The sequence below is a fragment of the Streptomyces sp. NPDC029138 genome (genome assembly GCF_055564375.1).
In genome coordinates, this window is sequence record NZ_JBVHWM010000007.1 from 151,122 (window position 1) to 173,153 (window position 22,032).

18 protein-coding genes and 1 pseudogene are annotated in these 22,032 nt (G+C 73.3%); 6 read left to right on the forward strand and 13 right to left on the reverse strand.

Features of this window, described 5'->3' with window-relative positions; all coding sequences use genetic code 11:
• Positions 1-5 precede the first annotated feature (5 nt).
• Positions 6-932 carry a nitrilase-related carbon-nitrogen hydrolase gene (locus ACZ4WH_RS10115; RefSeq protein ID WP_468178578.1) on the forward strand — a complete coding sequence of 309 codons (927 nt, stop codon included), beginning with the start codon at positions 6-8 and terminating at the stop codon, positions 930-932.
• 28 nt (positions 933-960) lie between these two features.
• On the opposite strand, the gene ACZ4WH_RS10120 is transcribed toward ACZ4WH_RS10115, so the two are convergent.
• The 5 genes and pseudogenes from ACZ4WH_RS10120 to ACZ4WH_RS10140 form a co-directional block, all read right to left on the reverse strand.
• Positions 961-1,395, reverse strand: coding sequence for a hypothetical protein (locus tag ACZ4WH_RS10120; RefSeq protein ID WP_468178580.1), 435 nt, complete (start codon positions 1,393-1,395; stop codon positions 961-963).
• Positions 1,396-1,455: 60 nt separating this feature from the next.
• Positions 1,456-2,351, reverse strand: a pseudogene (locus ACZ4WH_RS10125) (RNA polymerase sigma-70 factor).
• A gap of 88 nt (positions 2,352-2,439) precedes the next feature.
• A complete protein-coding gene (locus tag ACZ4WH_RS10130; protein ID WP_468178582.1) occupies positions 2,440-3,234 on the reverse strand; it encodes an SDR family NAD(P)-dependent oxidoreductase in 795 nt (264 codons plus the stop codon).
• 43 nt (positions 3,235-3,277) lie between these two features.
• Complete coding sequence (locus tag ACZ4WH_RS10135; RefSeq protein ID WP_468178584.1) at positions 3,278-4,102, reverse strand: aldo/keto reductase; 825 nt, start codon at positions 4,100-4,102, stop codon at positions 3,278-3,280.
• Positions 4,103-4,350: 248 nt separating this feature from the next.
• Positions 4,351-5,313, reverse strand: coding sequence for an alpha/beta hydrolase family protein (locus tag ACZ4WH_RS10140; RefSeq protein WP_468178586.1), 963 nt, complete (start codon positions 5,311-5,313; stop codon positions 4,351-4,353).
• Between the two features lie 151 nt (positions 5,314-5,464).
• On the opposite strand from ACZ4WH_RS10140, the gene ACZ4WH_RS10145 reads away from it, so the two are divergent.
• Together ACZ4WH_RS10145 and ACZ4WH_RS10150 are read left to right on the forward strand one after the other, a co-directional pair.
• A complete protein-coding gene (locus ACZ4WH_RS10145) occupies positions 5,465-6,061 on the forward strand; it encodes a TetR/AcrR family transcriptional regulator (RefSeq protein WP_468178588.1) in 597 nt (198 codons plus the stop codon).
• Positions 6,062-6,194: 133 nt separating this feature from the next.
• On the forward strand, positions 6,195-7,193 hold the full coding sequence (locus tag ACZ4WH_RS10150; RefSeq protein WP_468178590.1) for an aldo/keto reductase family protein: 999 nt from the start codon (positions 6,195-6,197) through the stop codon (positions 7,191-7,193).
• A 27-nt stretch (positions 7,194-7,220) separates the two neighbouring features.
• Here the strand turns inward: ACZ4WH_RS10150 and ACZ4WH_RS10155 are convergent, their stop codons facing one another.
• Genes ACZ4WH_RS10155 through ACZ4WH_RS10170 form a run of 4 tightly spaced genes read right to left on the reverse strand, consistent with a single transcriptional unit; the run spans position 7,221 to position 12,100 of the window.
• The gene (locus ACZ4WH_RS10155) at positions 7,221-8,402 is read right to left on the reverse strand and encodes an XdhC family protein (RefSeq protein ID WP_468178592.1); all 1,182 of its coding nucleotides are present in this window, start codon (positions 8,400-8,402) and stop codon (positions 7,221-7,223) included.
• Positions 8,395-10,533 carry a xanthine dehydrogenase family protein molybdopterin-binding subunit gene (locus ACZ4WH_RS10160; RefSeq protein ID WP_468178594.1) on the reverse strand — a complete coding sequence of 713 codons (2,139 nt, stop codon included), beginning with the start codon at positions 10,531-10,533 and terminating at the stop codon, positions 8,395-8,397. Before ACZ4WH_RS10160 ends, ACZ4WH_RS10155 begins: the two co-directional genes overlap by 8 nt.
• Positions 10,530-11,522, reverse strand: a complete 993-nt coding sequence (locus ACZ4WH_RS10165) for an FAD binding domain-containing protein (RefSeq protein ID WP_468178596.1) — start codon at positions 11,520-11,522, stop codon at positions 10,530-10,532. Before ACZ4WH_RS10165 ends, ACZ4WH_RS10160 begins: the two co-directional genes overlap by 4 nt.
• Positions 11,519-12,100: a (2Fe-2S)-binding protein gene (locus ACZ4WH_RS10170; RefSeq protein ID WP_468178598.1), complete on the reverse strand. Its 582-nt coding sequence runs from the start codon at positions 12,098-12,100 to the stop codon at positions 11,519-11,521. Before ACZ4WH_RS10170 ends, ACZ4WH_RS10165 begins: the two co-directional genes overlap by 4 nt.
• 270 nt (positions 12,101-12,370) lie before the next feature.
• Here ACZ4WH_RS10170 and ACZ4WH_RS10175 point away from each other — a divergent pair, with 270 nt between their 5' ends.
• A complete protein-coding gene (locus ACZ4WH_RS10175; RefSeq protein ID WP_468178600.1) occupies positions 12,371-12,949 on the forward strand; it encodes a TetR/AcrR family transcriptional regulator in 579 nt (192 codons plus the stop codon).
• A gap of 87 nt (positions 12,950-13,036) precedes the next feature.
• On the opposite strand, the gene ACZ4WH_RS10180 is transcribed toward ACZ4WH_RS10175, so the two are convergent.
• The 4 genes from ACZ4WH_RS10180 to ACZ4WH_RS10195 all read right to left on the reverse strand — a co-directional run bounded on the left by ACZ4WH_RS10180 (position 13,037) and on the right by ACZ4WH_RS10195 (position 19,848).
• Positions 13,037-15,919 carry an FAD-binding and (Fe-S)-binding domain-containing protein gene (locus ACZ4WH_RS10180; protein WP_468178602.1) on the reverse strand — a complete coding sequence of 961 codons (2,883 nt, stop codon included), beginning with the start codon at positions 15,917-15,919 and terminating at the stop codon, positions 13,037-13,039.
• A 15-nt stretch (positions 15,920-15,934) separates the two neighbouring features.
• Positions 15,935-17,104 carry an anhydro-N-acetylmuramic acid kinase gene (locus ACZ4WH_RS10185; protein ID WP_468178648.1) on the reverse strand — a complete coding sequence of 390 codons (1,170 nt, stop codon included), beginning with the start codon at positions 17,102-17,104 and terminating at the stop codon, positions 15,935-15,937.
• 165 nt (positions 17,105-17,269) lie between these two features.
• The gene (locus ACZ4WH_RS10190; RefSeq protein ID WP_468178604.1) at positions 17,270-18,841 is read right to left on the reverse strand and encodes a sodium:solute symporter; all 1,572 of its coding nucleotides are present in this window, start codon (positions 18,839-18,841) and stop codon (positions 17,270-17,272) included.
• A gap of 8 nt (positions 18,842-18,849) precedes the next feature.
• Complete coding sequence (locus tag ACZ4WH_RS10195; protein WP_468178606.1) at positions 18,850-19,848, reverse strand: N-acetylglucosamine kinase; 999 nt, start codon at positions 19,846-19,848, stop codon at positions 18,850-18,852.
• 227 nt (positions 19,849-20,075) lie between these two features.
• Between ACZ4WH_RS10195 and ACZ4WH_RS10200 the strand changes: the two genes are divergently transcribed.
• Both ACZ4WH_RS10200 and murQ read left to right on the forward strand, forming a co-directional pair.
• A complete protein-coding gene (locus tag ACZ4WH_RS10200) occupies positions 20,076-21,020 on the forward strand; it encodes a MurR/RpiR family transcriptional regulator (protein WP_468178608.1) in 945 nt (314 codons plus the stop codon).
• Positions 21,021-21,124: 104 nt separating this feature from the next.
• Positions 21,125-22,021 carry an N-acetylmuramic acid 6-phosphate etherase gene (murQ, locus tag ACZ4WH_RS10205; RefSeq protein ID WP_468178610.1) on the forward strand — a complete coding sequence of 299 codons (897 nt, stop codon included), beginning with the start codon at positions 21,125-21,127 and terminating at the stop codon, positions 22,019-22,021.
• Positions 22,022-22,032 lie beyond the last annotated feature (11 nt).

Genomic DNA, 22,032 nt, shown 5'->3' on the forward strand with positions numbered 1-22,032 from the left:
ACGGCATGACCACTCTGACCGCTGCCGTCGTCCAGGCGGCCGCCCCGCTGTTCGACACGCCCGCCGCCCTGGCCCGCGCCGAGACGCTGATCCGTGAGGCCGTCGTGGACCACCGGGCCGAGGTCGTCGTGCTGCCCGAGGCGTTCCTCGGCGGCTACCCCAAGGGGCTCGACTTCGGCATCACCGTCGGCAGCCGCACCCCGGCCGGCCGGGACCTGTTCCGGCGTTACCACGCCGCCGCCCTCGACATCCCCGGCCCCGAGGTCGACGCCCTTGCCGGCCTCACCCGGGAACTGGGCTGCCACGCTGTCGTCGGTGCCGTGGAGCGCCGGGGCGGAAGCCTGTACTGCGTGGCGCTCTTCCTCGGCCCCGACGGCTACCTGGGCCTGCACCGCAAGCTGATGCCGACGGCCGCCGAACGCTACCTGTGGGGCCAGGGCGACGGCTCGACCCTCCCGGTCGTGGACACCGGCGCGGCGCGCCTGGGCGCGGCCATCTGCTGGGAGAACTACATGCCGCTGTTCCGTACGGCGATGTACGCCAAGGGCGTCGACCTGTGGTGCGCGCCGACCGTGGACGACCGCGACGCCTGGCAGGCCACGATGCGGCACATCGCCCTGGAGGGCCGCTGTTTCGTCCTCAGCGCCAACCAGTACCTGCGCCGCGCCGCCCTGCCCGCCGACCTCCACCCGGTCCAGGGCGACGCGCCCGACACCGTGCTGATCGGCGGCGGCTCGCTCATCGTCTCCCCGCTGGGCGAGGTGCTCGCCGGTCCGCTGCGCGACGGGGAGGGCATCCTGACCGCCGACCTGGACCTGGACGACCTCACCCGCGCCCGCTTCGACTTCGACCCCACCGGCCACTACGCCCGGCCCGACGTCTTCACGCTCCACGTCGACGAGACCGCGCGCGACGGTGTCGTGACCCGGTAGGGCGGCTACGACTGACCCGGTGGGGCGGCTACGACAGCCCGCCGGAGCGCACCGGCAGGCGGGCGGTCAGCGCCTGGCCCAGCGCCAGGGTGCTGAGGCCGAACATGAGGACGCCCAGCGGGACATGGAGCGACGGTATGTGCGCGATGCCCAGGACGACCTGCACCGAGGCGAGGACGAGGAAGCCGGAGGCGTGCAGGACGGGGCGGGGCGTTCCCCCGCCCGGCCGCCACGCCAGGACGGCGGCGAGCACGTACAGCATCGACGCGCCGTACATCACGCGGGCGCCGACGCTGTGCAGCGTCTCGCCGTGGGAGGAGGACAGCAGCAGTCCGGCGGTGGCCGCCTGGAAGAAGAGCGCCAGGGTTTGCAGGGCGATCGCGACCTTCAGCAGTGCGTGGCCGCGGACCGCGTGGCCGCGGACCGCGTGGCCGCGGTCTTCCGCCGTCGTCTGTACGGCCATGGTGGGGTCCCCTCGTATGCGTGGTGTGTGGACAGGCGGTGTCCCGGTGGTCCGGCGTGCTCAGCGCAGGGTGAGCGTGGTCTCGGACGCGATCCGGGTCAGCTTCTCCGGGTTGCGGACGTAGTAGAGGCCGGTGATGCGGGCGTCCTCGACGCGGACGGCCATGACGCCGTCGAGCTCGCCGTCCAGGCGTACGACGAGTGCGGGGCCACCGTTGACCACGGTGGGGTCGCAGGAGATCGTGCCTCTGCTTTGGTGGGAGCCGCCGAAGTAGAAGCGGATCACGTTCTCGGCGCCGACGATCGGCCGCAGCGCGGCCCGTTTCAGGCCACCGCCGTCGCTCACGAGGACGATGTGCGGGGCGAGCACGTCGAGGAGTTCCTGCGGGTCCCCGGTCTGGAGCGCGCGCCGGAACGACTCCAGGGCCGCCCGGGTGGCGCCCGGCGACACCGCGTACGAGGGCGGCCGGCCTGGACGTGTCGGCGGGCGCGGTGGGCGATCTGGTGGACGGCGGCGGGGCTCTTGCCGAGGGCCTCGGCGATCTCGGCGTAACCGACGTCGAAGACCTCGCGCAGCACGAACACCGCCCGCTCGGTGGGCGAGAGCCGGTCGAGGACGAGCATCATCGCCATCGACACACGCTCGGCCAGCTCGACGTCCTCGGCCACGTCCGGCGCGGTGAGCACGGGCTCGGGCAGCCACTGGCCGACGTACGCCTCCCTGCGGCGCTTCAGCGCGCGCAGCCGGTCGAGCGCCTGCCGGGTCGTGATCCGGACCAGGTAGGCGCGCCGGTCGCTCACCTGCGCCAGGTCGGCCTTGTCCCAGCGCAGCCAGGTCTCCTGGAGGACGTCCTCCGCGTCGGCGGCCGAGCCGAGCATCTCGTAGGCGACGGTGAACAGCAGGTTCCGGTGCTCGACGAACGCCTCGGTCGCCGGGTCGGTGGCGTGATCGCCCATGTCTCGCCTCTCTTCTCACTGGCCTTGACATCAAGACACCGGAGAAGCGCGGCTTCTGACAGTCTGTGAGGCAGATCACGCACTGACGTCAGGGCAGGATCGAGTCCACGTAGCCACCGTCGACCCGCAGCGCGCCTCCCGTGGTGGCGGAGGCGTGGGGCGAGCTGAGGTAGACGACCATGTTGGCGATCTCCTCGGGCTCGATGAGCCGCTGGATCAGGGACTGGGGCCGGTACTTGACCATGAACTCGCGCTGCGCCTCGTCCCAGCCCAGCTCGTCTCCGACGAGTTGCCGGACGAAGTCCTCGACGCCGCCGGTGTGCGTGGGCCCGGCGATCACGGAGTTCACGGTGACACCGCTGCCGGCGGCCTCCTTGGCGAAACCGCGGCTGACCGCCAGCAGGGACGTCTTCGTCATGCCGTAGTGGATCATCTCCGCCGGGATGACCACGGCGGAGTCGCTCGCGACGTTCACGATGCGGCCCCAGCCCCGTTCCCGCATGCCGGGCAGGCAGGCGCGGATCAACCGGACCGCCGACAGCACGTTGACCTCGAAATAGCGGACCCACTCGGCGTCCTCGATCTCCAGCGGCGGAGTGGCGCCGAAGATCCCGAGGTTGTTGACGAGGATGTCGATCCGGGGAACGGCGTCGAGAACGGCCCGGGCGCCGTCCGCGGTCGCCAGATCGCCGGCCGCGCCCACGACGTCCGCCGCGCCGGCCTCGGCACGGACCTCCTGCACGGCTTTCTCGACGGTCTCGCTGCGACGGCCGTTGACGACCACCCGCGCGCCGGCGCGGGCGAGGCCGACGGCGATGGCCTGGCCGATGCCCTGGGTGGAGCCGGTGACCAACGCGGTCCGGCCGGTCAGGTCGATGTGCACGGTAAACCTCCTCGAACGGGTACGGGACAGGGCGGTACGGCGCTCAGTTGAACGTGTCGGGGTCCGGACCGGTCCGCAGGCCCCGGTCCAGGGCGGCCAGGCTCCGCAGGTCCTCGTCGGTCAGCTCGAAGCCGAAGACGTCCAGGTTCTGCCGGATGCGCTCGGGCGTCACCGACTTCGGGATCACGATGTTGCCGATCTGGAGGTGCCAGCGCAGGACGACCTGCGCGGGGCTCACGCCGTACTTCGCGGCGAGGTCCACCACCGCCTGGTCGCCGAGGACCGCTCCCTGCGCGAGCGGGCTCCACGCCTCCGTGGCGATGCCGTGCCGCTCGTGGAAGGCGCGCAGTTCCTCCTGCTGGAGGCCGGGGTGCAGTTCGACCTGGTTGACCACGGGCGTGACGCCGGTGTTCGCCAGCAGGCGCTCCAGGTGGGGCACCTGGAAGTTGGAGACGCCGATGGCACGCGTGCGGCCCTCGCCGAGGATCTTCTCGAAGGCCCGCCAGGCGTCGAGGTACAGGTCGCGGGCCGGGGTGGGCCAGTGGATCAGGTAGAGGTCGACGTAGTCGAGACCGAGCTTGTCGAGGGAGGCGTCGAAGGCCGCGAGGGCCGCGTCGTAGCCCTGGTCCGTGTTCCACAGCTTGGTCGTGACGAACAGTTCGTCGCGCGCGATGCCGGACTCCGCGATGGCCCGGCCGACGCCACGCTCGTTGCCGTAGATCGCGGCCGTGTCGATGCTGCGGTACCCGGCCTGGAGCGCGGCGCCGACCGCCGCGGTGGTCTCGTCGTCGGGGACCTGGAAGACACCGAAGCCGAGCTGCGGCATCTCGATGCCGTTGTTCAGCGTCACGTTCGGGATCGGGATCATGGCAGTGCCGTCCTTCCGGAAGTGCGCCCTCGCCCAGCGCGAGGGGCGTCCCGTCTGGGTACCCCGCGTCGCGTCGTCCGAGAGTCACCGTTGTACTTTCGAAGCGCGGCGATAGATGCGCTCACGCCTTACGATCGTCGACAATAGTTGCAGACGCGGTATAGACGCAAGCGCAAGCAATTCTGTCCGGGGCGGAGTCTGTCCGGGCGCTGTCTGTCCGGGGCGGAGCCTTCGGGAGGTGCGCGCGCCTACTTGGATTCCACTCGCCCGAACGCGTCGGGGCCGGTGGTCAGCGCCTCCTGTGCGTCCTGCCACGCGCTGTCGCCGGGGCTGAACCCGCTGCGCAGGTAGGCCGAGGTGAGCCGGGCCAGGGCGGCGACTCGCCCGGGGTGCTCGTCCGTCGTCTCGGCGGCGTCGTACCCGGCGATCCCGCCCAGTCCGTGCTCCGCGTCGAACAGGGTGAGCAGCGTCTTGGGGGCCGGGGCGAGGTGGTACGGGTCGGCGTGCCAGGCCGGGCCCATGTCCGTGAAGTGCCGGGGGTCGTCCTTGTCCCCGGCGACGACCAGCGCCGGTGCGGTCATGGTGGAGAAGTCGAAGGTCCTGAAGACCGGCACCCGCTCGGCCATGAACCCGTTCAGGGCGTCACCGCCCCGCCCGGGGGCGGCCAGCAGTACGCCCTGCTTGATCCGGGGCTCGAAGAGGCGCACCTCGTGCCCGTCGTCGGGGTCGGTGACCCGGGCGCCCAGCAGGAGGCTCGCGGTGAAGCCGCCGAGCGAGTGCCCGGCCACGGCGACGCTGTCGTGGTCCACGCGTCCGGCGAGCCGCGGTACGGCGTTCTCGATCACGTCGAGCCGGTCGAGGACGTGGGTCATGTCCTCGGCGCGGGAACGCCAGAAGAAGGGTGCTCCGGGGGCGTCGGCGAGCAGGTGGGCGAGCGTCCTGGAGCTGAGGTGGGTGGGCTGGACGACGACGAAGCCGGAGGCGGCCCAGTGCTGGGCGAGCGGGGCGTAACCGTTGAGCGAGGACAGGTGGTTGGAGTTGCCGTGCCCGTGGGAGAGGAGGACGACGGGCAGGTCGGTTCCGGTCGCCGGCGCGGTGACGCGCACGTGAAGATCCACGGGGCGTCCGGGTGCGGGCAGCACCACCGGGCTGTACGAGAGCACGGGGGCCGGCGGGGTGACGGTGGCGGCGGAGGGGTTCGATGCGCTCACGATGGGGCCTTCCTTCGGTCCGGGCTCGGCCGGAACTGAAACGGAACGTTGTTCCGCTTAGGGTGGAGGCTACGATACGGAACGCCGTTCCGCTTCACAAGCGCATGCGGAACTTTGCTCCGCTTACGGCGGTGAGAGGAAGGTGAGCGCGGTGTCCACTTCAGGCCGGACCGGACCGGCGCCGGCCCCGGGAAAGCGGGCCGACGCGGTGCGCAACCAGCAGAAGCTGCTGGCCGCCGCCGCCGAGGTGTTCGTGACCTCGGGCGTCGACGCGCCGATCCGCGAGATCGCGGCCAAGGCGGGCGTCGGGATGGGGACGATCTACCGGCACTTCCCGACCCGGGCCGATCTCGTCGTCGCCGTCTTCCGTCACCAGGTCGAGGAGTGCGCCGAGGCCGGCCCGCGCCTGCTGGCCGAGGCCGACTCGCCGCTCGCGGCGCTGCGTGGGTGGATCGACCTCTTCGTCGATTTCCTGGTCACCAAGCACGGGCTCGCCCGCACGCCGCAACCGGACAGCGGCGGCTTCGCCGCGCTCCACACCTACTTCCTCGACCGCCTGCTGCCCGTCGCCGAGCACCTGCTCGACGCGGCGGTCGAGGCGGGCGAGATCAGGCCGGGCACGCAGCCGTACGAACTGATGCGCGGCATCGGCAACCTCTGCATCGGCCCCGACGACGACCCCCGCTACGACCCACGACGCATGGTCGCCCTCCTCCTCCAGGGCCTCCAGCACCCGCGGCCGTCCTGACGCCGGCCGCCCCGGAGCCGGACCCTGAGTCGCGGCGGCCCGCGGCCCACGTGATCCTGGACCAGGCCGTCCGGACCCCGCACCGCCCACCGAGAACAACGAGAGACAACGAGAGCGACGACAAGGAGCACCCATGCGGTACCGCAAGCTCGGCAGCTCGGATCTGGAGGTCTCGGAGATCTCTCTCGGGTCCTGGCTCACCTACTCCGGCGGCGTCGAGGCGGACGCCACCCGTGCCTGCACCGAGGCGGCGTTCGACGCGGGCGTCAACTTCTTCGACACCGCCAACGTCTACGGGCAGGGAGCCGCCGAGACCGCGTGGGGCGAGATCCTCTCGGCCCACCCCCGCGACTCCTACATCCTGGCCACCAAGGTCTATTTCCCGATGTCGGACGACCCGGCCGACCAGGGCCTGTCCCCGGCGCAGATCGCGAAGCAGATCGACGCCTCCCTCACCCGGCTGAGGACCGACCACGTCGACCTGTACCAGGCGCACCGCTTCGACCCCACCGTCCCGATCGAGGACACCGTCGAGGCGTTCCGGAAGGTCGTCGAGCAGGGCAAGGCCCGCTACCTCGGGTTCAGCGAGTGGACCCCCGAGCAGATCCAGGCCGCGATCGACATCGCCGGACCCGACCTGTTCGTCTCGTCCCAGCCGCAGTACTCCATGCTGTGGCAGGCCCCCGAGGCCGAGGTGTTCGGCCTGTGCGCGGCGAACGGCATCTCCCAGATCGTGTGGTCGCCGCTGGCCCAGGGCGTCCTCACCGGCAAGTACAGGCCCGGGCAGCCCGTACCGGAAGGCAGCCGCTTCGCCTCCGCCGACATGGCCGTCTCCCAGGACCTCGTCTACAGCGACGCCACCCTGGAAGCGGTCCAGCGCCTCGTCCCGATCGCCGAGGAGGCCGGCATGAGCATGGCCACCCTGGCGCTCGCCTGGGTCCTGCGCCGTGGCGAAGTCGCCTCCGCGATCACCGGGGCGTCCCGTCCCGAGCAGGTCCACGCCAATGCCGCCGCCTCCGGCGTGGACCTGTCCGACGACCTGCTGACCGCGATCGACCGGGCACTCGGCGACGTCCCCGTCACCGAACCGACCCTCGCCCCCGGCGCCCGGCCCGGCGTCGCGCACCGCTGACCGGCCGGGCGCCGGGGGCGAGGTCCGTCAGGCGACCGCAGGCCGTCCGCCGTCCCTCTTCTCGTGATGGATCGGCGTCTTCACCCCGGTCAGCGGCACTCCCGTCCCGCCCCGCCGCGCGGCGACGATCTCCGCCGTGATGGACAGGGCGGTCTCCTCCGGAGTGCGGGCGCCGAGGTCGAGGCCGATCGGTGAGCGGAGCCGGGACAGCTCCCGTTCGCTGACGCCTTCCGAGCGCAGACGCCGGTTGCGGTCCTCGTGGGTGCGGCGCGAGCCCATCGCCCCGACGAACGCGACCGGCATCCGCAGGGCCACCTTCAGCAGGGGCACGTCGAACTTCGCGTCGTGGGTGAGCACGCACAGGACCGTACGGGCGTCGGTCGCGGTGCTCCGCAGATAGCGGTGCGGCCAGTCGACGACGACCTCGTCGGCGTCCGGGAACCGGTCCGGGGTGGCGAAGACGGGGCGGGCGTCGCAGACGGTGACGTGGTAGCCGAGGAACTTGCCGGCCCGGGCCAGCGCCGACGCGAAGTCCACCGCGCCGAAGACGATCATGCGCGGGGGCGGCACGTTCGACTCGACCAGCAGCGTCAGGCCGTCAGGGCAGTGCCAACCTCCCCCAGACTCCGTCCGGGGGGACCCCCAACTCCCCCCGCTCGCCGACAGGTCCACCGTGCCGGTGCGGCCCGCCTCCAGCAGGGCGCGGGCCTCGGCCGCCGCCACCCGGTCCAGCTCCGGGTGGCCGCCGAGACCGCCCTCGGACGTGCCGTCGGACCGGACCAGCATGGCCCGGCCGAGGAGTTCGGCGGGGCCCCGGGCGACCCGGGCCAGAGCCGCGGGTTCGCCCTGCGCGGCGGCCGACAGCGCCGGCCCGAGGACCGTCCGCACGGGGGCCTCGGCGGCCACCGGCGTGACCAGCACGTCGATCGTCCCGCCGCAGGTCAGGCCTACGGCGAAGGCGTCCTCGTCGCTGTACCCGAACCGTTCGAGCACGCTCTGCCCGGTCCGCAGCGCCTCGCGGCACAGGTCGTAGACCGCGCCCTCCACGCAGCCGCCGGAGACCGAGCCGATGACCGTGCCCGCGCTGTCGACGGCGAGGGCCGCGCCGGGACCGCGCGGCGCGCTGCCGCCGACCGCCACCACGGTGGCGACGGCGAACTCCCGGCCCTCCTCGGTCCAGTGGCGCAGCTGCTCGGCCAGATCAAGCATCCGGGGCTCCCGTGGCGGCCGACAGGACGCGGTCGGGCCGGATGGGCAGGGCGCGGTGGCGTACGCCGGTCGCGTGCCAGACCGCGTTGGCGATCGCCGCCGCGGCGCCGACGATGCCGACCTCTCCGATGCCCTTGATGCCGACCGGGTCGTCCGGGTCCGTGTCGTCGATCCAGTCCGCCTCGATGCGGGGCACGTCGGCGTGGGTGGCCACGTGGTAGCCCGCGAGGTCGGCGCCGACATGCCCGCCCGAGGCGTGGTCCCGGACGGCCTCCTCGTGCAGGGCCATGGAGATGCCCCAGATCATGCCGCCCAGCAGCTGGTTGCGGGCGGTGAGCGGGTTGACGATCCGGCCCGCCGCGAAGATGCCGAGCATGCGCCGCACCCGCACCTCGCCGGTGCCGACGTCCACGGCGACCTCGGCGAACTGCGCGCCGAAGGAGTGGCGTTCGGCGGGCGGCAGGGCCGCGATGGCTTCGGCGGTGTTGGAGCGTACGGTGATGCCCTCCGGCGGGACGTCGGCGCCGAGGGCCAGCCGTTCGCGCAGTTCACCGGCCGCGGCCCGGACCGCCCAGGACCAGGAGCGGGTGCCCATGGACCCGCCGGCGATCATCGCGGGGCCGAAGGCGCTGTCCCCGATGCGCACCCGGACGCGCTCCGGCGGCACCTGGAGGGCGTCGGCGGCGACCAGGGTGAGCGCGGTACGGGCGCCGGTGCCGATGTCGGCCGCGGAGATCCGGACGGTGAAGGTGCCGTCCGGGTGCGCGGTCGCGGCGGCGGTGGACGGCGCGGCGCCCGCCGGGAACGAGGCCGCCGCCGTACCGGTGCCGAGCAGCCAGCGGCCGTCCCGGCGCACCCCGGGACGCGGGTCCCGGTCGGCCCAGCCGAACCGGCGGGCGCCCTCTCGGAAGCAGGCGGCCAGATGGCGGCCGGCGAACGGCAGGCCCGACACGGGGCCCTTGTCCGGTTCGTTGCGCAGACGCAGCTCGATCGGGTCGAGCCCGCACCGCTCGGCGAGTTCGTCGAGCGCCGCCTCCAGGGCGAACGACCCGGGTGCCTCGCCCGGGGCGCGCATGAACGTCGGGGTCGGCACGTCGAGCCGTACCAGGCGGTTGGCGGTGTGGTGGGCCTCGGCGTCGTACATCACCCGCGCCACCCCGGCGCTCGGTTCGACGAACTCGTACACCGTGGAGGTGGCGCTGACGGAGCTGTGCTCCAGGGCGCGCAGGCGTCCGTCGGTGTCGGCGCCGAGCCGGACCCGCTGGGTGGTGGGGCTGCGGTAGCCGGCCAGCGAGAACATCTGACGCCGGGTCAGGACGACCCGTACGGGCCGGTGCAGGACGGTCGCGGCCATCACGGCGGCGACCTGGTGGGCGCGGACGCCCTTGCTGCCGAAGCCGCCGCCGACGTGCTCGGAACGTACGCGCACGGAGGCCGGGTCGAGGGAGAAGAGGTTCGCGAGTTCGCCGGCGACCCAGGTGACGCCCTGGTTGGAGTCGATCACCTCCAGCTGCCCGCCGTCCCAGCGGGCGGTCGCCGCGTGGGGTTCCATCGGGTTGTGGTGCTCTTCGGGGGTGGTGTACTCGGCGTCCACGACGACGGGCGAGGAGCCGAGGGCGGCGTCGAGGTCGCCCTTCTCCGTGACCGCCGGCATATGGCCGTCCAGCGGGTACGCGTCCGGGCGCTCGCCGGTGAACTCGACGTCGTGCGGCTCCTGTTCGTAGTGCACGACGAGCGCCTCGGCGGCCTCCCGCGCCTGCTCGGACGTCTCCGCGACGACCAGCGCCACCGGCCAGCCCCGGTGCGGCACCCGGTCGTGCTGGAAGACCGCGCAGGTCGGGTCGGGGCGCATGCCCATCAGACCGGTGTAGTCGGTCTCCAGGCGCAGGGCGTTGCGATGGTCCAGGACGGCCACGACACCCGGCATGGCGAGGACGGGTTCGGTGTCCAGGGCGCGGACGCGGCCACGGGCGACGGTGGACAGCACCAGCCAGCCGTGGGCGAGGTCGGCGAAGGGCACCTCGCCCGCGTAGCGGGCCGCTCCGGTGACCTTGTCCCTGCCCTCGACACGGGTGTGGCCGGTGCCGACGGAGGGTGCCTGCGCGGGAGTTCCGGTGGTGACGGCGGTCATCGTGCGGTCTCCTCGGCGAGTTCGGTCAGGACGGCCACCACGAGGTTGCGGACGAGGTCCACCTTGTATCCGTTGTGCGGCAGCGGGCGTGCCGCCGCCAGCTCGGCGTCCGCCGCGGCGGCGTAGGTGTCGGCGGTGGCCGGTGCGCCGGTCAGGACCCGCTCGGCCGCGACGGCCCGCCACGGACGGGAGGCCACGGCGCCGAGGGCCAGGCGCGCGTCCTGGACGACGCCGTCACGGACGTCGAGCGCGGCGGCGAGGGAGCCGATGGCGAAGGCGTAGGAGGCGCGTTCGCGCACCTTGCGGTAGCGGGAGCGGGCGGCGACCGGCGCGGGCGGCAGCGTGACGCCGGTGATCAGCGCGCCCGGCGGCAGGGCCGTCTCCTGGTGCGGGGTGTCCCCGACGGGCAGGTAGAAGTCGGCTAGCGGCAGCTGTCCGGGACCGTCCGCCGTCTCGAACCGGACCACGGCGTCGAAGGCGGTCAGGGCCACGGCCATGTCCGAGGGGTGTACGGCCACACAGTGGTCGGAAGCGCCCAGGATCGCGTGGTTGTGGTGCTCGCCCTCGACGGCGGGGCACCCGCTGCCGGGTACGCGCTTGTTGCAGGGCTGGGTGACGTCGGTGAAGTAGCCGCAGCGGGTGCGCTGGAGCAGGTTTCCGCCGACCGTGGCCATGTTGCGCAGCTGGCCCGACGCACCGGCCAGCACCGCCTGGGCGAGCGCCGGGTAGCGGCGCCGGACCTCGGGGTGGGCGGCCAGGTCGCCGTTGGTGACGGTGGCACCGATGAGCAGGCCGCCCTCGGGTGTCGCCTCGATCTCGTCGAGCGGGAGTTCGCGGATGTCGACGAGCCGCGCGGGCCGCTCGACACCGGTCTTCATCAGGTCGACGAGATTGGTGCCGCCACCGAGGAAGCGGCTGTCCGGATCGGCGCCGAGCAGGGCGACGGCCCCGGCGACGTCGTGCGCCCGCTGATAGTCGAACTCCCTCATGCCACAGCCTCCTCGGCACCCGTCACGGGGTGCACGCGTTCCTCGTCCGGGCGGGCCCCGGCCGCGCGGGCCACCGCGTCGACGATCGCGACGTACGCGGCGCAACGGCACAGGTTTCCGCTCATCCGCTCGCGGATCTCCTCGGCGGTCAGGGGTGGTGGCCCCGCTTCGGGGCGGACGTCCTCGGTGACGGCGCTCGGCCAGCCCGCGGCGTGCTCCTCGATCATCCCGATCGCCGAACAGATCTGGCCCGGTGTGCAGTAGCCGCACTGGAAGCCGTCCAGGTCGAGGAAGGCCTGCTGCACGGGATGCAGCCGGTCACCGTCGGCCACGCCTTCGATGGTGGTGATCTCCCGGCCCTCGGCCGCCACGGCCAGTTGCAGACAGGCGACGGACCGGCGTCCGTCCAGCAGGACCGTACAGGCCCCGCACTGCCCCTGGTCGCAGCCCTTCTTGGTACCGGTGAGATCGAGGCGCTCGCGCAGGGCGTCGAGCAGGGTGGTGCGGTGGTCGACGGGCAGTGTGTACTTCTCGCCGTTGATCTTCAAAGTGATGACACTGGACGTCGATGAGGCCATGAGCTGCTTCTTTCGCAATTCCAGGACAGACGGGGGGCCGGCGGCCGGGGGTGGGCTGCGCGGGGAGTACGTCGTGCGGTGGGTAGCGCGAGGGGCGAAACGAAGGTGCGGGGTGATGGGGGCGACCGGCGACTCCCGTAGGGCCGCCTCCGCCGCTATGGTGAACGCAACCGGACAGCTGTCCGCTCACAGAAAACGTAACGGACAGTTGTCCGCTTAGCAAGGGCGAGGTTCGGCCACGCCGATCGGCCACGCCTTGAGGAGGGACGAGTGCCGCAGCAGAAGGACTCACCCCGGCGCTCGGACGCACAGCGCAATCGCGAGCGCATCCTGGAGGTGGCACTCACCGAACTGTCGCGCTGCGCCGACACCCCGCTGAGCCAGATCGCCAAGAAGGCGGGTGTCGGGCAGGGCACCTTCTACCGAAACTTCCCCAACCGCGAATCGCTCGTCCTGGAGATCTACCGCCACGAGATGCGGCAGGTCGCGGACAACGCGGAACACCTGCTCGCCACCCGGGCGCCCGACGAGGCCCTGCGCGCATGGATGGACCGGCTCGCCGAGTTCGCCATGGCCAAGGCCGGGCTGGCCGACGCGATACGGCAGGTCACCGGCGCGCCGGGCGGCCCCGCCAAGCCATCCCCCACACCGGTGGCCCACGCGGCGGAACTCCTGCTCCGCGCCAACCAGGACGCCGGCACCATCCGGCCCGGGATCACCGCCGACGACTTCCTCCTCGCCATAGCGGGCCTGTGGCAACTCACCCCCCACGACGACTGGCGCCCCCGCGCCACCCGCCTCCTCGACCTGGTCATGGACGGGTTGCGCAGCGGGGCGCCTGGACGGTGAGGCGCGGGCGGAGTGCCGGCGGGAACGCTCGGTGAGCGAGCGCCGCCTGACGCCACGCCGGTGGGCCCGGTCCCGCCGTGCGTCCCCTCAGGCCGTGGCCTCGTCGAGGAGTTCCAGGACGTGCCGGTAGGGGTGGCCCGTGGCGCGGGTCATTCCCATTTCGCAGGTGCGGTTGCAGGAGGCGTACGCGTCGTACGTGCCCGCGTTCAGCTCGGCGGCCTGGGCGGCGACGGCGGACGCGGTGATCTCCGGGTGGAGCAGACCCCGGTCCCCGGCGAACGCGCAGCAGCCCCAGCTGTCGGGCACGGTCACCTCGTCGCTCACCGCCGCGGCCACGGTACGCAGGGCGGACTCGATGCCGAGGTGCACCGTGGAGCAGGTGGGATGCAGGGCGAGGCTGCCCAGGCGCCGGGGTTCGGGCAGGGCGGGGAGCAGGTGCTCGGCGGCGAAGACGACGCTGTCGACGAACCGCAGCGACGCGAAGCGGCCGCGGTCGGACTCCGGGAGTGCGTCGCGCAGCTGGGCCAGACCGTGCGTGCAGGACGAGGCGTCGCACACCACCGGCAGCCGGCCGTGCTCGCTCGCCTCCCACAGCGCTTCCAGGGTGCGCTCGGCCATGGTGCGGTACCCGGCGGTGTACCCCTTGGACTGCCAGGGGGTGCCGCAACACAGCTCGCCCAGCCCAGAGGGCACGGTGACGGGAACCCCGGCCCGCGCACACAACCGCAGAAAGGCCCCCGCCGCGCCGGTCGCTCCGCCAGGCCTCTCCCCGCCGCCTCCCTCCGGGGCGAAGAGACTGCCGACGCACGCCGCGAAGAACACCGCGCGGGCTCCTGCCGGGCGGTGGGGTGCGGGGCGGGCGGGGCCGCCACGGGGGATGTCGTCGGCCCAGGCCGGCACCAGCTCGCTCGCCCCGAGCCGGCGGAGCGCGCCGGTGCCGGTGCGCAGGACGGGGGAGGGGACGGTGTGGGCCGTGTCCAGAGCCACGCGTACGGCCTTGACCGTGGTCCCCCAGTGCCGGGCCACCGCGTTCCCGGCGCGCTGCGCGACCGGACCGTGCCGTTCGGCGCGCAGGCGTTTCATGACCGCGCCCGTGTCGATGGTGACCGGGCACGCGGTGACGCAGAGGCTGTCCGCCGCGCAGCTGTCGACGGCCGCGTAGGCGTAGTCCTCCGACAGCGCACGCCGCCGCTCCTCGTCCCCCGCCGCCGTGGCCAGTGCGATCTCGCGCCGCAGGGCGATGCGCTGACGCGGTGTCGTGGTGGCGTCCGCGGTGGGGCACACCGGCTCGCAGTAGCCGCACTCGACGCACGCGTCGACGGCGGGGTCGACCTCCGGGATGCTCTTGAGGTTGCGCAGGTGCGCGGCCGGGTCGTCGTCCAGCAGCACGCCGGGGTTGAGCACCCCGTACGGATCGCACAGCCGTTTCAGCTCGCGCATGACGTCGTACAGCTCGTCGCCGTACTGGCGGCGGACGAACGGAGCCATGGCCCGCCCGGTGCCGTGCTCGGCCTTCAGCGTGCCCCCGGCGCCCAGGACGAGGTCGGCCATGGCGTCGGTGAACCGGGCGTAGCGCTCGATCTCCGGGGCGGAGTCGAAGTCCTGGGTCAGCATGAAGTGGAGGTTGCCGTCGCGGGCGTGGCCGAAGATCACCGCGTCCTGGTAGCCGTACCGGTCGAAGAGGCCGGTCAGGCCCTCGCACGTACGGGTCAGCCGGTCCATCGGCACCGCGATGTCCTCCAGCAGCGCGGTGGTGCCGGGACGGCGCGCACCCGCGACGGCCGTGTAGAGCCCCTTCCGCAGGTGCCAGAGCCTGGCCCGCAGGCGCGGGTCGTCCACGAGCGCGGTCCCGGTGACGGCGGGCAGTCGGTCCAGGGCCTGCCGGGCGTCCGCCACCCGCTCCGCCAGCAGGCCGGGGTCCTCCTCGGCGAATTCCACCAGCAGGGCCGCGTGCCGCTCGACGCGCAGGCCGCGCACCTCGGCGACGGGGTCGGGGGCCTGCTGCGCCACCCGCAGCGATGCCGCGTCGAGGAGTTCGGCGGTGCGGGCCCCGGCGGCCAGCAGCGCGGGCAGGGCGTCGGTGGCCTCGGCGAGCCCGGGCAGCACCAGCAGGCCGGTGGCGGTGTGCGGCAGCAGGGGGACGGTGCGGAAGACGGCCTCCCCGACGAAGCCGAGGGTGCCCTCGCTGCCGATCATCAGGTGGGCGAGGATGCCGGCCGGTTCGTCGTGGTCCAGGAACGAGTTGAGCCCGTAGCCCATGGTGTTCTTCATCGAGAACAGCCGCTCGACGGTGGCGCGGGACCGGGCCGAGCCGCGCACCCGGTCGCGCAACCGCAGCAGGCCCGCGTGCAGTGCGGGCTCGCGGGCGCGCAGCGCCTGGTCCGCGTCGGGGAGCGCGGTGTCGACCACGGTGCCGGAGGGCAGCACGAACTGGAGGGACTCCATGGTCCGGTAGGCGTTGTCCCGGGTGCCGCAGTTCATGCCGCTGGAGTTGTTGGCGACCAGTCCGCCGATGGTGCAGGCGGACTCGCTGGCCGGGTCGGGGCCGAGCCGGCGCCCGTACCGGGCGAGCCGCGCGTTCACCTGCCGCACGGTCAGCCCCGGCTGCACCCGGATGCGCAGGCCGTCGTCGAGCACCTCGGCGTCGCGCCACGCGCTGCGGACGTCCACGAGGATGCCGTCGCCGCCCGCCTGTCCCGCGAGGCTGGTGCCCCCCGAGCGCAGCGTGAGCGGCAGCCCGGCCGCGCGGGCGCCGGCCATCAGGGCACCCACCTCGGCCGCCGACGCGGCGCGCACCACCGCGCGCGGGGTGAACAGGTACGGCGAGGCGTCGTGGGCGGCGGCGACCCTGCGGGAGACGTCGGTCGTGACCCTGGCCGGGTCGTCGACGCACGCGGACAGCAACTCGGCCAGGCGGTCCGGCCGGTCCGCCGGGTGCGCGGAGGCGGAGGGGGCGTCGGAGGGGCTCATGGATCCTCGGGTGGGTCAGCGGACGATCCGCAGCAGGTGCGGCGGCTGTGCGACGGGCGCGGGCAGGCGCAGCGGCGCCACGCCGGGGGTGACGCTGCCGAGCAGCGTGGCCCTGGCGGCGCCGGTGGCGGAGGGGTGGGTGCCGGGCAGACCGTGGACCGTGAGGAAGCCCAGGACGGCGAAGGCCAGGGCCTCCTTGGCGTCGGAGGGCAGCCCGAGGTCGTCACTGCGGCGCACCGGCACTCCGGGCAGCTCTTCGCCGATCATGCGCATGAGCACCGGATTGCGGGTACCGCCGCCGGAGGCGACGAGCTGGGTGACCCCGTGCGCACGGCAGGCGTCGGCCACGGTCACGGCGGTCAGCCGGGTCAGCGTGGCCAGTACGTCGTCGGGGGCGGGCGTGGGTACGGCGTCGAGCGCCCGCAGCAGATACGGCAGGTGGAAGTGCTCCTTGCCGGTGGTCTTCGGGGCCGGCCTGCGGTAGTAGGAGTCCGCCAGCAGGAAGCGGAGCAGCTCGGGGCCGACCTTTCCGGCGGCGGCCCGGCGCCCGTCCTCGTCGTAGGCGGTCCCGTCGCCGGTGAAGTGCCGTACGGCCGCGTCGAGCAGGGCGTTGGCGGGGCCGGTGTCGAAGGCCAGCGGCTCGGCGCCGGGCGCGAGGACGGTGACGTTGGCGATGCCGCCGAGGTTCAGCGCCGCCGGGGTGCCGGGAAGGGCGCGCAGCAGCAGGGCGTCGGTCATGCCGACCAGCGGGGCGCCCTGACCTCCGGCCGCGACGTCCCTGCTGCGCAGGTCGGAGACGACGGGCAGCCCGGTCTCCTCGGCGATCCAGGCCGGCTGGCCGAGCTGGAGGGTGCCGCGGACGATGCCGTCCTCGACCCAGTGGTGCATGGTCTGGCCGTGCGAGACCACCAGGTCCGCCGCTCCCGCGCACAGCTCCCGCAGGGCACGCGCCGCCGCTGCGGCGAAGGCCTGCCCGATACCGCTGTCCAGCGCGCAGACGGCCTGGGTGGTCGTCGCGGCCGGCGGCAGGGTGGCGGCGATCAGGTCGCGCAGGTCGTCCGGATAGGGCACGGACAGATGCCCGAGGGGCCGCAGGAGCAGGGTGTCGCCGTCCAGGGTGAGGTCGGCGGCGGCCGCCTCGATCGCGTCGTACGAGGTGCCGGACATCAGCCCGATCACCCGCATGGCCCCTCCCGGGCCGTCCCCCGCCCGCCCGGCGGACGGAGTGGGCTGCGACTGGGACATGGTGCGTGCCTCCGGGGAGCGTGGCGGGAAGGAAGGGGTGCCCGCAGCAGGGGCGGTTCTTGCTCTCCGGCGGGGGGCGACCGTGCCGCCCCCCGCCGGGCGGTCTCAGTCCTGGTGGACGGCTGCCGTGACCCGCCCCTCGTCCGGGCCGGGTTCGCCGTCGGTCAGCCGGGCCGGCTCGGGCTCGGGGGCGCGGTGGAACAAGCTCATCAGGCCGCCGACCACGAGGGTGACCACCACGCCGATCGGGACCAGCCACTGCGCGGCGATCGCCGTCGGCACGGTGGCGCCGCCCACGGTCACGTCGATCTTCACCTCGCGCACGATGTACGTCATCACCGCCACCGTCACCAGGAACGCCACCACGGAGTCGACCTCGCCCGCGCGCCGGACGATCCGGCCGAGCAGGAACGCGCCGAGCAGGGCGCCGTAGGTGTAGCCGGCGATGGTCAGGCCGGTGAGGTAGACGTTGCCCGTGCTGGTGCTGAACGCGCAGGCGAAGACCGCCATCAGCGCCGCCCACACCAGCGTCATCACCCGGGCGAGCTTCAGCAGGGACGCCTCGGAGGGCGTCGTACGGAAGAAGCTGTGGATGATGTCGGCGACGGTCGAGTTCGACATGGAGTTCAGCGCCGAGGACAGCGAGCCCATGGCGGCGCCGAGGATGCCGGCCACGAGCAGGCCGGAGACCACCACGGGCAGCCCGTGCAGGATGAAGTTCGGGTAGAGGTTGTCGGAGCTGCTCAGGCCCAGTTCCTTGAAGCTCTTGCCCTCGTTGTACGACCACAGCAGCGCGCCCACGAGGGAGAACGCCGCGAACTGGAAGGTGACGAAGATCCCGGAGGCGATCATGGCCTTCTGGCCGTCGCGCAGGGAGCGGGTGGCCAGGATGCGCTGGACGATGAGCTGGTCGGAGCCGTGACTGGCCATGGCGAAGATCGCGCCGCCGACGATGGCGGTGGGCAGGGCGAACGGGCTGGTCAGGATGTGCGCCAGGTTGAAGTCGGTGTCGAACAGCCTGAACTCACCCGCGTGCAGGGCGCGTGAGAAGCCGGCGCCGCCGACGTGCCCGGACAGGACGGCGATGGCGAGGACCGCGCCGCCCAGGTAGAGCCCCATCTGGATGGCGTCGGTCCAGATGACCGCCTTGATGCCCCCGAGGTAGGTGTACACGACGGTGATCACGGTGAGCACGATGATGATGAGGCGGTAGCCCGCGTGCACCCCGAACTCGTCGAGCAGCAGCTTGATGGGGATCGCGGAGGCGAACAGCCGGACGCCCTCGGCGAGGAGCCGGGTGAAGACGAAGGTGACCGACGCCAGCCCCTGGAGTTTCAGCCCGAACCTGGTCCCGAGGTACTGGTAGGCGCTGACGAAGCCGCCCCGCTTGTACAGCGGGATGAGCACGGTGGCCACGACGACGCGGCCGACGACGTAGCCCAGGGCCAGTTCGACGTTGCCGAAGCCCTGTCCGCTGTAGGCGCCGCCGGGCACGCTGATGACGGTCAGCACGCTGGTCTCGGTGGCGACCACGGAGAACGAGACCGTCCACCACGGCATGCTGCCCTCGCCGACGAAGTAGTCCTTCGCCGTCTTCTGCCGTCCGGCCAGGCGCAGTCCGATCACGGCGATCGCCACCAGGTAGACGACGATCACCACGAGGTCGAGTTGGCGCACGCTCTCTCCTAAGCAACGGCCGGCGGGGAGACCGGCGGGGTGGGGACAGGGGGGAAGGGGGCCGTCCGCCGGACGCGGACGACGTGGGGTTCGTGCGGCGTGCGGGCATCCAGGGCCAGCAGGCGCGCGCCGTCCAGGGGGTCCCCGAGCGGGGGCCGCAGCCGGAGGGGGCGCGGGAAGCCGGCGAGCGCCGACCGCAGCGGCCCGAGCAGCGGTTCACCGAGGCCGGTGAGCCCGCCGGTGACGGCTACGTCGAGGCCGTCGCCGCGGATCCGGCGGGCCCCGGCGAGCACGGCCTCGCCGAGCGCGCCGGCGGCGTCCCGGACGATCGCCGAGGCCGTCGGGTCACCCGCCGCCGCCGTGCGCACGACATCCGGTGCGAAAGAGGCGGCGGTGCGGGCGGGGTTGCCGTCGCGGCCCAGGGCCAGGGGCAGCCGGTCGGGGTCGCCGAAGCGCTCGGTCGCGGCGGCCAGCAGCGCGGTGTCCGGTCCGCGTCCGTCGTGGGCGCGCAGCGCCGCCCGCAGCCCGGCGGCGCCGATCCAGGCGCCGCTGCCCTCGTCGCCGAGCCAGGGACCCCATCCGTCGACGCGGGCGTACGTGCCGTCGTCCCCGATGCCGATGGCCACCGAGCCGGTGCCGATCGCGAGCACCACGCCGGTACGGCCGCCCAGGGCGCCGGCGTGGGCGGTGACCGCGTCGCTGGTGACGGCCACCTCCTCGGCGGGCAGGTCGTCCAGGAGCAGGCCGGCCAGGGCGCGGGCCGCGTCCGGTGCGGCGGCGGCACCGGCCGCGCCCACGCAGACGGCCGACGGCCGGACGGACGGTTCCCGCGCCAGGAGGGGGCGGACGGCGGCGAGCACCGCCGCCCGAGCCGTCGTCACTCCGTCCTCGGTGGCGAGCCCGGGGGCGCCGGGCACCTCGTGAACGTCTCGGGCGGGGCCGGCGCCGTCCCACAGCACGGCACGGCAGCCGGTCTTGCCCAGGTCCACCGCGACTGCTGCTGTCATGCGGCACGCCTTCGTGTGTCCAGGGGATCCGTCACGTCGAACGGTCACAGAGTGGCCCGGAGGCCAGTGGCCGGCGCGGATCGCGGTGCAGCGAGTATCAGAAGGCGAACCTCCGGATGTCAATAAGTAACCTCATTGGGTGAGGTCCGTAAATTTTTGACGCGCCTCGCGGAGCCTGGTTACTGTGGCGTCACCCAGCAGGGCGTCCATCCAGGAGGCAGCGGTCCATGGCCGGCCAGAAACCACCCCGCACCCCGGCCCGGCCGGCGGACGAGTCCCCCGCCGGAACCCTGGCGCGCATCCGCGCGGAACTGCCCGCCATGGCACCCTCGGAACGGCGGGTGGCCGACGTCGTCCTGGCCGATCCGGCGCAGGCGTCGGAGCTGTCCATCAGCGCGCTCGGCAAACGGGCGGACACCTCGGTGGCCACGGTCATGCGCTTCTGCCGGACGATAGGCATCACCAACTACCCCCAGCTGCGCCTCGCCCTCGCCGCCGCCGCGGCCCGCGAGCACGCCCTCGACGGCGAACGCCCGATGCCGAGCACCGACATCAGCGCCACCGACACGCTGAGCGAGATCGTCGAGAAGATCGTCTACAACGAGGTGCGGGCCCTGGAGGACTCCGGGGCCGGGCTGGACATCGACGTCCTGGGCCGGGCGGTGGACGCCGTGGCGGGAGCGCGGCGGATCGACGTCTTCGGCGTCGGCGCGAGCGCCTTCGTCGGCCAGGACCTGCACCAGAAGCTGCACCGCATCGGCCACATGGCGTTCATCTGGACCGACCGGCACGCCGCCCTCACCGCGACGGCCCTGCTCGGACCCGGGGACGTGGCCCTGGCCATATCCCACTCCGGGGAGACCGAGGACACCGTCGAGCCGCTCCAGGCCGCCGCCGCACGCGGCGCCACCACCATCGCCCTGACCAACGTCCCCCGCTCCGCGCTGGCGCGCAGCGCGGACCTCGTGCTGACGACCTGCGCCCGGGAGACGCCCTTCCGGTCCGGCGCGACCGTCAGCCGCATCGCCCAACTCGCCGTCGTCGACTGCCTGTTCGTCGGCGTCGCCCAGCGCGGCTTCGACGCCGCGACCGCGGCCCTCCACGAGACCTACGAGGCCGTCCGGCGCCGCAGGACCCCGCAGCCGCCCCGCCGTACGCCGGCCGGCGACTGACGGCGCGCCCGCCACCCTGCCGTCGGCACCACCCAGGAGCCTCCGGCGCACCCCCGAGCCCTACGGCTCCGCAACTCGAGTACCGCCCAGGAAAGGAAAGCGCCGTGGACCTCAGCACTCTCGGCACCGAGACACGCAACGAGCGGACCGCCGACCTGGACCGCATGCCGGTCGGCGAACTGCTGTCGGTCATGAACGACGAGGACCAGACGGTCGCCCTCGCGGTACGCGGCGCCCTCGCGGAGATCGGCACCGCCGTCGAGGCGATCACCGCGTCCCTGCGCCGGGGCGGACGGCTGATCTACCTCGGCGCCGGCACCAGCGGCCGTATCGGCCTGCTCGACGCCGTCGAGTGCCCCCCGACCTTCGGCACCGCACCCGAACAGGTGGTGGGCCTGCTCTCCGGCGGCCCCGGCGCCTTCGTCGTCGCGGTGGAGGGCGCCGAGGACGAACCCCAGCGGGCCGCCGCCGACCTCGACGGGATCGGCGTGAACGACCGGGACACGGTCGTCGGGCTCGCCGCCAGCGGCCGTACCCCCTACGTGGTCGGCGGCCTGAAGCACGCCGCCGCCAAGGGCGCGACGACGGTGTCGGTCGCCTGCAACCGCGACGCGGTGATCAGCCGCTATGCCGACATCCCCATCGAGGTCCCGACCGGGCCCGAGATCCTCACCGGGTCGACCCGGCTGAAGGGCGGCTCCGCCGAGAAGATGGTCTGCAACATGCTCTCGACCGCTTCCATGGTCCGCCTGGGCAAGGTCTACGGGAACCTCATGGTCGACGTCCGGGCCAGCAACGAGAAGCTGCTCGACCGCGCCCGCCGCATGGTCGTCCAGGCGACCGGCGCGGACCCCGACGCCGCCGCCGAGGCCCTGCGGGCGGCGGGCGGCCACGCCAAGACCGCCATCGTCATGCTCCTCGCCCACTGCACCGCCGAGGAGGCCGCCCGGCGCCTGGAGAAGGCCGACGGCGACACGCGGACGGCCGTGGGCCGACCCTGAGCAAAGCGAGC